This is a genomic window from Chitinophaga niabensis, assembly GCF_039545795.1.
Classification (GTDB): domain Bacteria; phylum Bacteroidota; class Bacteroidia; order Chitinophagales; family Chitinophagaceae; genus Chitinophaga; species Chitinophaga niabensis_B.
The window spans coordinates 3,116,360-3,132,866 of sequence record NZ_CP154260.1; the positions used below are offsets into that span (position 1 = coordinate 3,116,360).

General features: G+C 44.5%; 9 protein-coding genes. 1 reads left to right on the forward strand and 8 read right to left on the reverse strand.

Features of this window, described 5'->3' with window-relative positions; genetic code table 11:
- Nucleotides 1-10: 10 nt before the first annotated feature.
- The 8 genes from AAHN97_RS12115 to AAHN97_RS12150 all read right to left on the reverse strand — a co-directional run bounded on the left by AAHN97_RS12115 (nucleotide 11) and on the right by AAHN97_RS12150 (nucleotide 15,800).
- A complete protein-coding gene (locus AAHN97_RS12115; protein WP_343307886.1) occupies nucleotides 11-4,432 on the reverse strand; it encodes a DUF6443 domain-containing protein in 4,422 nt (1,473 codons plus the stop codon).
- A 30-nt stretch (nucleotides 4,433-4,462) separates the two neighbouring features.
- A complete protein-coding gene (locus AAHN97_RS12120; protein WP_343307887.1) occupies nucleotides 4,463-7,969 on the reverse strand; it encodes a hypothetical protein in 3,507 nt (1,168 codons plus the stop codon).
- A 45-nt stretch (nucleotides 7,970-8,014) separates the two neighbouring features.
- Nucleotides 8,015-8,998, reverse strand: coding sequence for a hypothetical protein (locus tag AAHN97_RS12125; RefSeq protein ID WP_343307888.1), 984 nt, complete (start codon nucleotides 8,996-8,998; stop codon nucleotides 8,015-8,017).
- A gap of 19 nt (nucleotides 8,999-9,017) precedes the next feature.
- Nucleotides 9,018-10,457, reverse strand: coding sequence for a hypothetical protein (locus tag AAHN97_RS12130; protein ID WP_343307890.1), 1,440 nt, complete (start codon nucleotides 10,455-10,457; stop codon nucleotides 9,018-9,020).
- Between the two features lie 33 nt (nucleotides 10,458-10,490).
- Nucleotides 10,491-10,964, reverse strand: coding sequence for a hypothetical protein (locus tag AAHN97_RS12135; RefSeq protein WP_143197388.1), 474 nt, complete (start codon nucleotides 10,962-10,964; stop codon nucleotides 10,491-10,493).
- Nucleotides 10,965-11,242: 278 nt separating this feature from the next.
- Entirely contained in the window at nucleotides 11,243-13,702 is a 2,460-nt protein-coding gene (locus tag AAHN97_RS12140; protein ID WP_343307891.1) for a TonB-dependent receptor domain-containing protein, read from the reverse strand.
- 161 nt (nucleotides 13,703-13,863) lie between these two features.
- Entirely contained in the window at nucleotides 13,864-15,249 is a 1,386-nt protein-coding gene (locus AAHN97_RS12145) for an endonuclease/exonuclease/phosphatase family protein (RefSeq protein WP_343307892.1), read from the reverse strand.
- Nucleotides 15,246-15,800: a GNAT family N-acetyltransferase gene (locus AAHN97_RS12150; protein WP_343307893.1), complete on the reverse strand. Its 555-nt coding sequence runs from the start codon at nucleotides 15,798-15,800 to the stop codon at nucleotides 15,246-15,248. Before AAHN97_RS12150 ends, AAHN97_RS12145 begins: the two co-directional genes overlap by 4 nt.
- 70 nt (nucleotides 15,801-15,870) lie before the next feature.
- Between AAHN97_RS12150 and AAHN97_RS12155 the strand changes: the two genes are divergently transcribed.
- Nucleotides 15,871-16,485 (forward strand): TetR/AcrR family transcriptional regulator, encoded by a 615-nt coding sequence (locus tag AAHN97_RS12155; RefSeq protein WP_343307894.1) that lies wholly within the window; start codon nucleotides 15,871-15,873, stop codon nucleotides 16,483-16,485.
- The last annotated feature ends 22 nt before the right edge of the window (nucleotides 16,486-16,507 follow it).

Here is a 16,507-nt window from a genome sequence, read left to right on the forward strand (position 1 = left end):
TTTGTAAGTATTATTTTTGTTTCTGCCAGTAAAATATAGCATCCGTGGGCTTAAACATCGTTCTTGGAGTACCATCAACATTCATTACACCAAATGTATTCGTAGGAGGATGATACTTCAACACATCACCATTAGTTCTTGTCTTAACCAACGTACCTTCAGGTGAATTATGTAAAAATTCCTTTGTAGCTTCTGCGTATTGCTTCGCATTATAAAGTTCTGGGAATTCCTTACCATGATCTTCAAAATGTCTATACGCATTCCCAGCCGGGGTTAACCCGCGTTTATAATCAGGAGTCCATAAGCCTGGTTTTCCCGGTCCTTTTCCTTTGAACCCTATTGATATATTTGCCATCACAACATTCCCGCCATCAGCCAAAATTTCACCAGGTGAATTCTCTCCATCAATTCGGTTAACAACAAAATTATCAATAGAATTAAGACCACTCAGAAGCTCAAATGTCATATTTATTAAGAATGCCTCAAATGGTGCCTGCTTTTTTCGTTCCTCAGTCGCTTGTACTATAAGTCCTTTTCTATCTGGCTGAGGAGCCCTTTTAATTAGGACCATTTTCCCAACTTGCCTATCTTTTTCATTTCTCAAAAAATCTTGAAAATCCCTTTTACCTTCCTCATGCTGCGTATCTTCTATGCTCATTCCATCAGGGTCGATGAAGCGGATAGGATTATTAACTGCATAGTTATAAGGACTCCATCTTCTAGATATTTCACTAAGAGGATCAACTACATGCCAGCGTCCAATCTGTACATCCATCATCCTGGCTCCATAATCATACCATTCCAGACCACTACCAGTGCTGAACTCGTTATGCTGTAACTCCTTTCCGTTGTAGAGATATTTGTTCTCCAATGTTCCGGGTGCCCTTCCACTGATCCCATCCATTACTAAGCCAAAAGGATAATAATGAGTTTCTTCCAGTACCGGTCCTGTGATATGCTCCAATATCACATTGTCAAAGAACACATCCTGCGGGCTCTCATTACTGGTATAAATATACAGAAAACCACTCTCCTTCACCACCATCTTGTCCTGGGCTAAGGTCTGCAACTGGTCTGGTTCTGCCTTCACCTGTTTCACACCACTGTTCTCATCCACCATCTTAAACTGTTCATTGAACAGCACAAAGTTCAGATATGCCTTTGGTCTACCACTGAGGTTTTGTTGTTTATCCTTCTCCTTTAAGTGTTGGTATTGGTTGTTGTAAAAGTCTGATGTGAAGGGGGTATTGTTGGTACTCCTGGAAGCGTGGGCGCCCGGGTTGTTGCTACCACCATTGCCAAAGGCTTGTGCCAGGGCGGTGACCATGTCTTCCGCCGGTTGCAGCTTCTTACTGTTAGTTGGCCCTTGGGATTTATAGAAAGCCCTAGCTCCGATACGGATGGTATCTCCCGCCATTACTTTGATCACCAATGAAGGGCCGATCTTCTTGTCCGGGTTCGTGGCATTGAGTTTGGCTACCGAACTGTTGGTGTTGGAGGCACTGTTATCTTCAGGGTATCCTGCTGGTTTCACACTCCGGCTGCTTTCAATGTTGCTGAACAAAGCATTCTCTTTGGCTGAACTCTCCTGCTCCATCGAAGCCAGGTACATGCTAAAGTCCGTTTGTTCTGTCAGTACGATCCGGATATTGCCCAGGTGGTCTTTTTCAAAGTAGTCGTAATACCAGGCCTGCGGTTCTCCTGTTTTGAATACCGTACGGATGCGGCCTTCCTCATGGCCGGTAAATCGTAAAGTATCCTGCTCGTATACAAATCCGTTGATGTAATCTGTGGTGGTGATCTTGGCTGGGTTGACAGTAATATCTGTTACCGTTTTACGCAGTTTGATACCAACTGCATCATAGAGATAACGGATTGTCCCTTTATCTGTAATCGTAATCTGCTCTGGCAGGTTCAGGTGGTTGTAAGTAATAGCTACGATCGCTTTGTTGTTATCTAATTTCAGGTTGCCATTCGGGTCGTAGGCATAGTCAACATGCGTTGTTTCATTAACCCGGTTAGTGACATTGTTCGCATCCGGTTCTTTAAAGTCGCCCAGGTTACGGGTGGCATCATTGGCGCCGTCCCAGACGTTTAGCAGTTTATTAGAATGATCGGTGTAATTGTAATGTAGTTCATCCATCGGGGTGGGTGCACCGGCCACCAGTCCCATTTGCTTCATGCTCCCGATATTGCCGTTAGCATCATAAGCCAGGTTATCTACCGTGAAGTCTACCTGGTCCTTCTCCCAGTTAGGGCTGCTGGTGGTGTTATGCTGGTTGAAGTCTGCTTTGGTTAATCGGTTAGACCTGTCATAACTGTAACCATAGGCCCGTTCCAGCCCATTGGTACGGCTCTTCCACTGAGCGCCGGAGATGTTGCCGTTGTATTGTTTGTTATTCTCAAAGCCATAATCATAGCTCAACACCTGTCCAAACCAGTTGGCCGTGCTGCCTGCTGTGGTCACGAAGTCTTTGTTGATGCTTTTGAGCCAGCCACGGATATTATTCTCGTAATTGAGTTCATCCAGGTAAGTACTGCCACCAAAAGCCTTCCCGATCGACTTCTTTTTTAACTGGCCCAGTTCATCGTAGGTCATCGTAGCGATGGTACGTTCCAGGTTGCCGTCATCATTGAGGCGTTTTTTAATCTCTATTACCCTGCCGGCATTGTCGTAGGCAGTCATCGTCAGCACTTTCGTGTCTGGATTGGTGCCACTACGTGGGTTCTTGTGATGCAGGTAAGTACTAAGCACTTTGCCGTTAAAATCATAGAGATTGGTGAAAATGTCCTCACCGTTATTGGCATTGTCACCCCGGGTCTGTATCACGTGTCCCTTTTCATCATAAAAAACACTACTGGTCAGCCATTGGCTGGTGCCCAGCACCCTTACTTTGCTGCCGGTCACCAGTCCATAAGTAGCATTGCTTTTAACAATGCTTTCTGCATAAGGATTACTGCCAGCCTGGGGTTTGGAAGCATAGCTGCCATCATAGGTTTTAGCCCCGTTATAAGAATAGTTATCGTAATAGGTATAGGTCAGCGGTTCATACCCACTGATGCCCGGTAAGGGATTAGTGACGATCAGTGTCTCTGTGCCCAGGGTGAGCGTTGAATCAATTTCTGCAGTGAAATCTGCATTCGTTTCACTCTCAAAGCCTCCCTGGAAGATAATCTCCCTGCGTGCCTGATAGAGTGGTCTGCCTATTTCCCTGGAACCGATCACTAACTGATCAGGACCGGGAATTGCATAATTTTGTTCATTACTACTGCCCGTAACGCCATCCATGGTACTTTGCAAAGCAGCACGGCCACTATTGCTGGGATAGATCGCCGTCATGACCGGACGGTTCAGCCCATCATAGAAAGTGGTATGCCACTCCTGGGGGGATTTAGCACGTTGTACAGTATCCTGGGTGAATACTAACCGATCCCTTATATCATAGACCAGGTGCACTTCTCCTGCATCCGGTACCTTTTTGATGATCATGCGTTGCCGGCTGTCATACTGGTATTGGAAACAAAGCCCGTCTGCAATCGTCTGAGCGATCGTCCAGCTGCTGTTGATCAAGCCAATTGCTTTGGGAGGGATCACAAAACGAAGGTTATTCAAGTCGTCATATACATAGTAGGTACACAACCAGCCTGCATGTGCTCCGGCTGGGCTGGCATCCAATTGTACTTTCTTTAAGATCACACGCCCTTCCTTGTCTTTATATTCCACTACCTGGTTACCGCCTTCATCGATGGTAACATTTTTGTACAACTGGCCGGCAGGATAGGCAGCCGAAGAAACAGGGATGCTCCCGGAACCCATGTTCCAGATCCGCACAGAGTCATTTACGGCATTGACGAGATATTGTTGCTGCACAGGTTTATGGCCTCCCCGTTCTACCGTGCTTAAGTCATTCTTGGCCCAACTGTTGCCAGGAGCATAAGTGCTCAACACCCGGTTTAAGGGAGATGATTCAAAATCCATACGGCTATAAAACACCGTTTCCCCGTTGGTGCCGGGACTCAAGCTATTGCTCTCGTAAAAGTTCTTCTGGTTGTTAAAGGGATCTGTTTTGAACAGACCATTAATGGTGCCCTGATCAACATAGGGCAAATACCTTAACTGCTCACGGCCAAAAGCATCATACAGCACGGGAGCTACAATATCTTTTCCGGCCCCGCCCATTCCTTTGGAAACGGTTTGCAGCGGCCTGCCTAAACCATCCATATATTGCGTGGTTTGTTTCACCTGAGCAATGGTACCTGTCACCACTGTTGCCGAGTCCGCTGTGGGCATACTAGGTTCCCAGGTACGTACATAGTTGATAGTCGTAATGGTATAAGCACCCGGAGTGGCTACAGGAACGGCAGAAGGACGCACACTGCCATCGCTCGGCTTCTGTGCATACAGTGCAACACTAAATAGGATAAAGGACAAACAAATATAAATAGAGCGCATGGTCACAGGTTATTGGGTGATAGGAACTTGGTACTGATAATCGTATTGCTTCAGGATCTTACCAAACTGGTCTTTGATCACATATAGCCGGTTCAGTGCATCATACTGGTAATACTGGATCTTACCGGCAGAACTACACTCACTGGTAATTCCAATATGAGGATCATACGTATAGGTAACCATCTGCGCATCCAAAGGATATAAGCGCAATTCATCGATATATCCATTACCTGATAGGCTTACATTCATGACATTACTAACTTTATGCTCGTAGTAATTCCAACCATTATAAGAACGCAATTTAATGGGATAACCACTCTGCGTTCCTGTAATTGTATATGGAGTAGCATTCGTTGTCCAATAGGATACTATGTAGGTCTGAGCAGCCGATACAGATTTACTGATTGCCCCGGTTTGTATATTATATACTTTTCTGCCGGTAGGTGCAGTAATATCAGCACCTACAGTACCAGAAAAACTCCAATTCCCTTTTCCCTCTGCTTCAAAGCTCGTATAGGCAATGTCATTATAAGCAGCATTCTGCACTTGCGCAACCGGATACTGCTGCTTATAATCCCATATTAATGATTCGGTCATGCTCTTATTTTTGAATCGCTGCTCGAGTACATTACTCTTATCATCATACAGGCTTACAACTCCTTCCGTTTTATAATATACACTTTTGTTCAATGAACCACTTACAATAGAAGATGCTACAAAGGAAGAAATGGGCGATTCAACATTCAGTACAGCAATCGAATCAAGTAACGGCCTGCCGGGGTTGTAATAATTTAGTACACCGGCTGTAGTCAATGAATCATTACTTCCATTTTTCCGGATCTGAGCATAAGTCTCAACAGGGGCAATTAAAATATTCCTCCTGGCAAGCAATGTAATCCCTTTATCTGCGGCATTTGTAATGGCTGAAGTATCATAGTCAAGTGGATATTTCACCTTCGTTAGCAGCAATTTGTTGCTTGATTCGGTTTCCATCCTGGTAGGGAAAGGATGGGAGGCATTATCATAATAGTATCTTTTTACTGTTACGATTGAATCTTGCTGGCTTTGAGATGAAAAATCAATTTTCTCCTCTTTTATAATTCTGGATTCTCCGGAAAAATGATAATAAGTTGCCAGACCGAACTTTACTATATACTGCGCTGGTTCACCTTCAAACACTCTTATGTATTCAATTCCATATAATATATTCAATACATTGGTTGAGAAATCATGTTCATCAGTATAATACTCATTTCTACTCTTTGCTACATTGAAGGCCGTACTGGCTGATTTCCCGGATTGAACAGTTTGCTCCACACGCCCATTTTTCCAATCTTTAAACATCATAGGGCTAAACGGAAACACATCAAACCCTTTAAAGTAATCGGAGTTCCTGTAATAATAACGACTTAACCCATTATAGCCCAGGCTATCTTCGCTAACAGCTATATTATCATAAGCAACACTACCTCCCTGAAACATGCCAAGGGGAGTAACGCTACTGGCTACCTGGTTTAGATAGGGACACAGCGTGCCTATCCCATCATTGGGATTAAAAGATTCCGTTGTATATTCATATTTAGGCAAAAGCCCCATTAGACCACTGGAAAATGCCGGATTCTCAAAACTCTTATAACTATAAAACTTTGATACTGCAGGTGTTTGATCATTCTTGTTGGAGAAGCTTTTAATACTTTTAACCCTAAGTCCGCCAACCAGCTTATTATAAGTGGTATCGACACTCTGAGACTCATTCCACATCAATCTGAAGTAATAATTATTATTGCCTGGTGCTTCTTCATAAACCTGTATGGTATAATTACCGGGGGGAATATTATGTTCAACTCCATTGACCGGAGAACTTGCTGTACAGTTAAGAACGTAGCTTGTTGTAGGAGAAACAAGCCGCACATACTCTGTGCCTGTCACATTTGGTGCATTCCAAAAAGCCCTTATTTCATAAGCTCCCGGGGGAATAGTGATGCCAACCTCAACTACTTCTCCCGGCATTGAAAGAGCTCTCCTTGTCACGGAAGTTATTATACTTGAGGTATCATGTACTTTACAATCATTAGACTCATAATCAAAAACAGTTTTGCCCCCCGTAGGATATTCTATTTCTTCTAAAACACCTATCTCAGCAGCCCAGAATGCAATTTCCCGGTTAGCTCCTGTAAGAAATCCCTTAGCTATATTCTGAGGGAGCAGGGTTGTGTTGCTTGCAGCATTATAATATCCCCAATGATCCTGTGAAAATGAAAGTCGGTTCGGAAATACGGAACCTTCATTATACTTAAACTTATAAGCAGGTTTACCACTTTCTGTTACACTTAATAGTTTAAGTCTAAAGTCATCAGGAGAAGTAGATGTAGAGGTCCCATTAAAGTAGTCATGAGCAAGGCTAAACTCCTTTATTGTTTTATCATAGGACAAGACTTTAATCCCTTTCAAAGAAGTATTGGAACCATTCAGATCCCTTCTTGCTGTAGGATCATAAGTGAATTGTACTTTCTGGCCCCTTGAAGTTGTGATCTCTGTGACTCTCAATTCCCCCGAAAAACTTTCAGTATAGGTTATTGTACCTTCGAGATCAGGGCAGATCCCTCCAGTAATATTTTTGGATCTGGATTCTGTATATTGATTCCTGAAAATTGAGCCCCCAGGTGCATAGGTATATTTCACTGTATCACTATTCTTAGTAATGATCTGAGTAAGATAGTAAGAATAGTTATATTCATTATTATCTAAAGTCAGTGCAGCCCAAGCTATGCCCGGACTTAAATTACTTTGTGAACCTCCGTGTTTAACAATAGTAGTTGATACTATATCTGAAAAAATAAATCTATTCCCCTTTTCATCTGTTATGGTAATATTGTCAGCAACCGGACTTGTACCTCCCTGTGAAAACTCAAGTCTGTTCTTATTTTTTGGCATGAAGAAATATTTCGCAGACTGGTTAAAATAGAATTTCCCGGATTGTCCAGGAAAGCTATAGGAGAATAAGTCTGCTTCTGAATCAACATGTTTTAACGAAGAGCGTATTGCATAAGAAAACTCGGGAGTTAGAGCTCCGACAGTACCATTATTCACAAACAAATCACTCAAACTCATCATACTATCTACCTTTTCACTCGTATGCAGCCAGCCCAGGTTCCAGGTAAAATCATTCATTCCATTTTTAACCTGGTTAATTACGCCGCCATAACTAAGAGACCATCCCAGCCCTACATTACTCGCAACCTCTTCTACCTTAATTCCTCCTGCATGATAGTTAAGTGAAATAGGGATCTGTAGATCCGGCAAATCAATTAAATATATAGGCACAGAGATATCCGGCACCCCTGTATGAAGAGAAACCGGTATTTCACCATATTTACCCATTGCTGCAGCTTCCGGGGAGTGATGACTCGTCTTATAGATCCGCTGGTCCATGCCTAAACTTGCACCTATTTGCGCATAGCTGGTTCCCCAGCAAAAACAGAGAATAAGGATAAATTTGATCCGGGCTAGCTTCATCTTTATATTGATTTTGAAATATCAGAAATAATAAATTTATATGAATCACTTCCCCACCTTCTCCTCCAATGCCTTCAACCGCTTATTGATCTCAATAATATACAAGGTCTGCTCCTCTATCTTCTGCAATAACTTCTTATTCATCTCCCCCAAATCCACCCCATTCTCCGCCACCTCCTTCGCCGAAGGAATCTCCGGCAGATGCTTATGCTGCAGAATAAACTGTTCCACCTCAAATAAAGAAGGCAACCTATATTCCGGCTCAAACACAAAATCCGCCCAGCCCTGCAATGTCACCTTCACCTTTTGCGCCTTCACATTCCCCCTCACCTGCAACTTATAGGCAGGATCGTCAGTAGCAGTACCTATCAGTACATTGTGAGAAGGCGTGAGCCGCATCACTTCATCTACGCCATTTCCCACTGTAAACCATTGCTCTCCTGCATTCCGCGAAACACCCGAAGCTTTTACATGGAACATAGTGCCATGCAGGTAAGACATCACCATCGCATTACTGCCATCACTGGTAGTGTAAGAATAATCCACTCTTTGCGCTACATCCCTGTTAGCAATAGCATTGTTCCCTATAATAGTAGCCGCACCCGAAACAGTTTCCCCAAACGTGGCAAAGTTCTTAACGATATAATTCTGCCCCCTGTTACTGAGTGAAACATTTCCGTTAACGATCAGCGCTGAGGCACCATCATCAACAGCACTGTTCACCAGAGCACGGCTCCTGACATCAAATAATGAGGAGTAAACGGTTATATCACCAAGTGAGTTAGCAATACCAAATGAATTAGAGCCTGAAGATCCATATCCAACCCATGCTTTTTCTATATTATCAGAATTGGTCCAATGAATGTACCGGCCCGCATCGCCTTTTAAGGCAAATAAAGCACCTAGCCCATTTACTATAATGCGCTTATTGGTCTCATTACCATTACTTGTAACTGTCTGTAAATCCTGGGCCAACACCACACTACTAACAAACAAAACAGCAAAGCTGCTTAGAAAAATTCTTTTCATAGGTATTTATGAACTAAGGTTAAAAATTATACCCCAACCTAAACTTCACAGGGTCCATCCTTGGCACTTGGGAATTAGCCAGGAAATCATACAACAACATCATATTCCCCTTCAACTTATTATTGATCTTATATTTCTTACTGATCCCCAGCAAGGCACTGCGCGACCAGTTATTCTGCTTATACAACTGCGCTGCATCTGCAAACGGCTGATTATAATTATACTCAAAACCTCCATTCACAAAAAACGTCCCCTTCAGCTTATAATCCCCGAAAGAACGGAAACCCACCCCCTGATGCGAAAACCGGATATTATTAAACCCGGTTCCCATACCCAGTTTATAAGATGCACCCAATCCAAGAATTCCATTTTTGGAAAACTTATACCCCACCTGCCCTGCAAAATCTCCGGTAGTAGGAAAGAACTGCGTAGACCGCTGGAACTGCACATTCGTACCAAATTCCAGGCGTTGCAGCAGGCTTTTTGTTTTTAACTCTTTCGGCTTAAAATCCGGCATCTCTCCTGCATTATCCAGGTCCGGGAAGTTCTTCTTCAATTCATCGAACTGGGAACGCGCTGCTTCCATCTGCTGCGTTAGTGCCTGACGGGCATTGGGACCGCCACTACCGATACGCTGCTGGAGTAACTGATCCACCTGCGCACGGGTTTGTAGCCCTTCGAGGCTTTGGGCCAGGTCTGCACTGCCACCGCCGGAAGGAAGGTTGAATAAACTGGCCAGTTGTGAATTGCGGGAAATAAAATCTTTATAAGCAGGTACCTTCTGCAAAAGCTCCATGGCTTTTTTCTCTGCCTTTTTGGAGTCTTTAAAAACTTCTTTGTATTCTTTCAGTTGCTGTGCGTAGTAATAAGCTTCTTTATTGATCTTTTGCAGATCTTTGGTCAAACTGGTATATTGGGATAATTGCGATTTCAGCAACTGCTTCCGTTCATTGATATACTTCTTGATATTCTCTGCCTGCTGCAATTTGGATTGGAGTTCTTTCACACTCTCCATGGACTTTGCGAGTTTCCCCTGGACTTCTTTGCTTTTACCAAGTAACTGTTTGGATTCCTTTAAAAAGCCCAGGGAATTGGACAAGGTATCCAGGTAACCGAAATACTGGCCATTCAGCGCCTTTTCAGCCTTACCCGTTTTGCTCTTAAGGCGCGCTTTCAGTCCGCCCAAAGAGTCAATAGATCTCGTAAAGATATTCTTAGCCGCCAGGGAATCGATCTTCGACAGCTTACGCTGCAATTTCTTCTCCTGTTTGATCATCCGGTCTAACGCCCTGGCAGTACGTTTGTCCACCTGCTTTTCCAGTTGACGGCTTTTGTTACTTACTTGTGAGAGGTATTTTTGCGGAACCTGCCCGGCTTTTGCCATTATACTATCCTGTGCTATCCCTGGGTTAGAGAATGCAAATAAGAAAACGACAATAAAGGTGAACCGGGTTAGCATAATAATGGTATAAGGTGTACCGCAATAATAATATTATTCTTTCTTCTTTTTCTCTTTGCCTTTCAATTTCTTAATAACTTTTTCCTCATTCATAATATCCAGGTACATCAACCCATTCGCATGATGCAGGGTACAGGACAAATAATACGTAAACCGCTCCCCAATGATATAATCCATCGTCACCGTATCCTTCGCCAAACGAAGTTTCTTCTGCGGCTCGCCAAACAACTCTATCAGATCTGATTCAGAACAGGCGGATTTAATGGGCAGATGTAAGGCTTCCAGCACTTTTCCCGCCATATTATTATCGTCTTTGGTAAAATCCAGGGAAATGGCCCGGGTATCTTCCGGCTCGGTGATCAGGCGCAGGAAGGTATTAAACCCCGAAAGTTCGCCTATCCATTGCTCACCCATGAAATCATAATTATCTACCTCCCTGTAGTCAGGACCGGCATAAAAGTCACTCAGCCGGATGTTATGGAAGTCCTGGTACGCTATAATATCCATACAATTGTTCTTTAAGTTCTGCACTGAAATATTGATACACGCGGGGATACGCCTCGCCCTGGATGCTTTCGAAAGCCACCGTAAGAAACGTGGGGAATGAATAGGGATTCGAGTTGCATAGGTTGAGCGGAACTAAACCGCAGTATAAATATATATCAATTTTTCACATTTTAAAATGTGGGGATAAAATTATAGTCCTGACGCATAGCACTTTATGATAATGTATAAAATAAAGGGCCGGACTGAAAGCCCGGCCCTTTAACCTGTTTTAATGATATTTAGAACCCGTCTCCACCCATATCACCACCTTCTCCGCCTTCGCCCTTGCCTTTTTTCTTAAAGAGCTTAGTATCCATCTTTCCGAAACGCCAGCTCAGGTTCAAACGCAGTTCGCGGGAAACACGTTTGCGGTAACGTTCTGATGAAGAGAAGCTGGTATTGGTCCAGCTGAGGTCACGGTCTGTATTGAAGATATCTGTTAAACCCAGCGATACAGAGAAGTTCTTCTTTTTAAAGAAGTCTTTCTTCATGGCCAGGTCTACCTGGTATTCCGGCGCGTCTTCTCCCTGTGGCAGGATCTGCCGGGATTCATATTCGCCGGTTACCTGTAAGGTCAGGTTCCAGGGGAGTTTGGTATTACTGTTCACTTTACCGAACCATACAAATCCTGAGTTATTCAGGTTATTTGCACTGATCTTTGTTTGGGAAGCGTTCAGGTTGGTAGTGATATCCCAGCTTTTGGTGATCTGGTTCCTTACAGTGAGTTCCGCACCATAAGAGTTCCGCTGATCTGCATTGATAGGATAGTTCAATACCACTTTACGTTCCTGGCCATCCAGGTTCAGCGTGGTATCCACGTAAAAATTGGTGATGGCATTATTGGTATTGCGGTAGTAAATGGATACAAGTACGTTGTGCTTCCTGTCGAAGTCTTTCAGGTAAGACAGCTCGAAAGAGTTCGTGAACTCCGGCATCAGCGCAGGGTTACCACGGTTAGCAGAGTTGGCGTTGTATTGGATATTTGGCAGCAGGTCGCGGAACCAGGGGCGCTGGATACGGCGGCTGTAGTTCAGTTGCAGCTCATGATCTCCTTTAAACTTCTGTGTCAGGAAAATGCTGGGGAACAATCCGATCGGATAATCGATCTTATAGTTGGCATCTTTCACATTGCGCATTTCACCGCTGTAGAAAGATTGCTCCGCACGTAAACCAGTCTGGAAGCCAAAGTTGCCATACCCACCGGTATAACTTACATAAGCAGCATTGATCTGTTCCGAATAATGATAGTTATTGGATAAAGCTGAATCGTATTCAAATTCTCCGGTATTGAAATTCTTACCCAGTGTATTCAGCAAGCTATTGAACGTACGCACATTCGTACGAAGCCCTGCTTCCAGTTTAGACTTTTCGGAAAGCGGATTCACGAAATCGATCTGGCCGGTATAATACGTGGTAGTGCTGTTTCCCCTGCCTGTCCGAAGTTCCGGCTGATTAGGCGAATTGCTTGGCTGCCCCTGCATATCGTAGTATTGCAGGCTGTAGTCGTTATTATTTTTACCGGTGGAGCGGTTATAGGTAAAGTCTCCTGTCAGCTCCATGCCCTCTTTTGCAAAAGTGCGTTTGTAACCTACCTGCGTGGTGTAATTGCGGAAGTTGTTCTTGCTGTCGTTCCGGCCAATACCATAACGCAGCCTGGTTTGATGTGCATCCAGGTCGTAGGTGGTTTGTTCATTGAGGTTATCGAAATCTCCGCTAACCATCCCTTGTGATAAGGTGATGGTATTACGGTTATCAATGAACCAGTCGAATCCTATCCTTCCGGATTGGAACCGGCGGCCGAAATCGCCATCCTGGTACTGATCCAGGAAAGTAGTATCTGCCCCATCAAAGTTCTGGCGGAAAAGATGCTGCTTCATAGGACTCTTCCTGTCGCGCAAATTATAGTTTACAAAGAAGTTGATCTTATCCTGGCGGATATTGAGGTCAATACCGGCATTGCTGCTTTTGGTCGTGGAATAACCACCGGTGATGAGTCCATTGATCCCTGCTCTGCGGTTCTTTTTCAATACAATGTTCAAAATGCCGCTCATACCTTCTGCATCATATTTCGCGGAAGGATTGGTCACCACTTCTATATTGGCAATAGCGTCTGCAGGGATCTGGTCCAGTGTGAGTGTACTGGGGCGGCCGTCTATAAAGATGGTGGGCGAACCGTTCCGTACAGAAACATTTCCGTCAATATCCACATTCACGGAAGGCACCTGCCGGAGTACATCTGTTGCAGTACCTCCAACGCTGGCCAGGTTCTTATCTACATTGAACACTCTTTTGTCGATAGCCATGGTAAAGGCAGGTTTCTCCCCTACCACTTCCACACCTTTCAGGTTACGCGCCGTTGTTTTCAATCGGATATTACCTACATCTGATACTGTTTTCACAGTAACAGCTTTGAAGAAGGTTTGATACCCGATGAAATATATTTTCAGGATGTAACTTCCTGGCTTGACCGGACTGAAACTAAAATCCCCGTTACCTTTGGAGAGCATCCCGGTAACAAGTGCAGAGTCAGATGCATTCAAAAGCGCTACGGAAGCGTATTCTACAGGTTTGCCTGTCTGATCGTCCAACAATTTACCCATTAGTTCGGCATGCGCCTCCCCTTGTTGCTGCCGTTGCGCAAATGCCCCGCTATTTATACACAAGACCCAGCCTAACAGCAATATGACAATTTTCCTCATGTTTACCTTTACACAGATTTATTTACAATGCGGCCAAAAGTAGTAATTCAAGCCCTTAGATTTGATATTTAATGGATGGGTGGTTAATTAAGCATCACCCTCATTGAGTTAGACGCCACAATCAAATGTTTCTTGCGGTTATAAGAAAGAAATACCGTGCCTTATTTGGGCTGTATCTTAAACTCCACTACCAGCGCTGCATGATCAGAAGGATACTTTACAGGATGAGTGGTGATCGTCCATGCTTTCAGGGGTTGTATCAAAGCACCTTTATAGTAAATATAATCGATCCGGTCCTGGAAAGCATGCGGGAACTGCGGCGTCCAGGTAATGCCCCGCTCCTTCAGCGGATCAGGATGTACCACGCGGAAGGCATCTTTATAACCGGTATCATATAATGCAAGGCCTGCGGGGAAACGTACGGTATAACCATTATTGAATTTCCTGGTGGCGTTTACCCAATCGAGATGGGAACCGGTATTGAAATCGCCGCAGAAAAACACAGGTATTTTGTCTGCATTGGCGGTATGCGCCTGAATGGTTTTCAGGATGCTCCGCAGGCGCGCGGTGTTACCCTTTTCCATATGTACCGCCAGCGAATCCGGGTTGATGGGACGTTTCTTTTCCAGCATATCCCAGTAATCATAGGGGTAGTTCAGCCAGTTGGTGAAGAAGGCTACTTTCTGCTGATCACTTATTTTAATATAGGCGCCGCCGTTGTAAAAAGGCGCATCTCCCTCCAGTGTTTCCGAGATGGGGTAACGGCTCATAATACTCAGGTTTGTGCTCCGCAGGTAGAAATAATATCCCAGTGCATCTGCGATCTTTGCGCCGGAGCCATAGGTTTCCTGCATGGAAACAATATCTGCACCGGAAGATTGAATGATGTCCACGATCCGCTGCGGGCCAATTTCCTTACCGGTTTCATTACCGCCATGCCAGATATTGTAATTCATCACCCGCAGTACCGTGGGTGCTTTGGGTGGGCCCATAGGCCTTGGTGGCGGCACTTTCAGCGAATACAGGTAAGCGATGTTTTCTGCGGATGATTTATACAGGCTCAGCTCCGGGATCTCTCCGTAGAAGGTTTCCCATTCGCCCAGCTCTCCTTTTGTTACACCTCCTATGTTCAATGCAGAAGCATTCAGGCTGTCCAGTCCGGGTGTATAGTAGATGGCCACGTTTTTACCATCATAGTATAAAGAAGTTTCTTTCTTAAGCGTATCATAAACAAAGGCCAGCATATGTGTTCTGCCATCCCGGATGTTTTGGCGCTGCGGTGTTGGCTTGTATTCATAGTCACCGGCTTTCCAGTACCAGGCACCATTTTCCTGCACACCTATCTGCCAGCGTTTAGTGCCCAATATTTCATAAGCTGCTGATCCCTGTTCTGCTGCCTTTACCCATAGTACTGCAGTAAAACTGCCCTGCAGCATATTAGGTACCTGTTGTGGTCTCCCATTCAAAACAACCTTTTCCTGTTTGTAAACCTGTGCCGCCGCTGATAAAGAAAGGCTCAGCGCTGCTAATATCAATAGATGCTTCATAAACTTTTCACCATGTGCCGGTACTGCCCTCCGGCAAACTCGCGCATTTTAACCGCTTTAAACCCCAGCCGTTCGTACAAACGCAGCGCATCCGCATTATGTTCATGCACCAGCAATCCAACACTGGATTGCCCTTCCTGCCGCGCTTTCTCTATGGCAGCAGCAATCAGTTGTTTGCCGATACCCTTACCCTGCCTGCCGGGTGCTACCGCAATACTATCCAGGTAATATTCCCCGTTCCCGGTTTCCCGGCCCGGCACAAAATCATTCTGAAGGTGCTCGCGGATATGGTCCAGCACCGGGTCCCGCAAAAGGTCCAGGTCGTCACCATCATAAGAAAGGATCATCCCCCCGATCCCCTCTTCATCCTCATACACCAGCGCGTTCTTATAACTATACTGGTTTACATCCTGTTGAAAGAAATACTCAAATAAAGCCTGTACCACATCGGGGTTATTGGTACCCGCCAGTTTAACGGCTATTTCCTTCATGGCCTGGAAAAGCAAAGGTACTACGGTGGAGGCATCCTCCTTTCTGGCAGGTCTGATCATAACATAAAGATAAATAAATTTGGTTTTACTGAACAGTGTTCATTATATTTGCATTGTAAATATTATTAACATGGGTATAACTGACAGGAAAGAAAGAGAAAAGTTGGAAATGAAGCGGCTGATCATTGAGGCGGCGATGCAGATGTTCCTGGAAGAAGGGTACGAAAAAACATCTATCCGTAACATTGCCGATAAGATAGAATACAGCCCCGGCACCATCTATCTCTATTATAAAGACAAAGACGAACTGTTGTACGAAGTACAGCGGGAAGCATTTGGCAGGTTGTACGAAGCCTTTGTACAAAACGCCCCCAGCAAAAGTCCCTGGAAACGCCTGGAGCAGATAGCGCACACCTATGTGAGCTTTGGCATGGAACATCCGGACCTTTACGATCTGATGTTCATCATCCGCGCTCCTATGAACACCGTGGACGAAAAAGCCGGTTGGGAAAATGGAGATGCCTGCTTTGATTATCTGTCTGATTGTATCTCTCAGTGTGTGGACAAAAAACTACTGCGGTATACAGATAAAAGACTCGCTGCATTGTCGGTTTGGTCCCTCGCCCATGGCCTGGTATCCCTCAATGTGCGCTGCCGTTTCAAAGTAATGGATATGGAACCCGAACAGATCAACAAAGCCATGGAAATGGCTTTGAACGAACACTTAAGACTTATAAAAGCATAGTCAGTCGCCCTGGCGATTGGCT

Bases quoted from the DNA above. Each gene is read 5' to 3' on its own strand.
- AAHN97_RS12120 (WP_343307887.1), bottom strand. From the start codon at position 7,969: ATGAAGCTAGCCCGGATCAAATTTATCCTTATTCTCTGTTTTTGCTGG.
- AAHN97_RS12125 (WP_343307888.1), bottom strand. From the start codon at position 8,998: ATGAAAAGAATTTTTCTAAGCAGCTTTGCTGTTTTGTTTGTTAGTAGT.
- AAHN97_RS12130 (WP_343307890.1), bottom strand. From the start codon at position 10,457: ATGCTAACCCGGTTCACCTTTATTGTCGTTTTCTTATTTGCATTCTCT.
- AAHN97_RS12135 (WP_143197388.1), bottom strand. From the start codon at position 10,964: ATGGATATTATAGCGTACCAGGACTTCCATAACATCCGGCTGAGTGAC.
- AAHN97_RS12140 (WP_343307891.1), bottom strand. From the start codon at position 13,702: ATGAGGAAAATTGTCATATTGCTGTTAGGCTGGGTCTTGTGTATAAAT.
- AAHN97_RS12145 (WP_343307892.1), bottom strand. From the start codon at position 15,249: ATGAAGCATCTATTGATATTAGCAGCGCTGAGCCTTTCTTTATCAGCG.
- AAHN97_RS12150 (WP_343307893.1), bottom strand. From the start codon at position 15,800: ATGATCAGACCTGCCAGAAAGGAGGATGCCTCCACCGTAGTACCTTTG.
- AAHN97_RS12155 (WP_343307894.1), top strand. From the start codon at position 15,871: ATGGGTATAACTGACAGGAAAGAAAGAGAAAAGTTGGAAATGAAGCGG.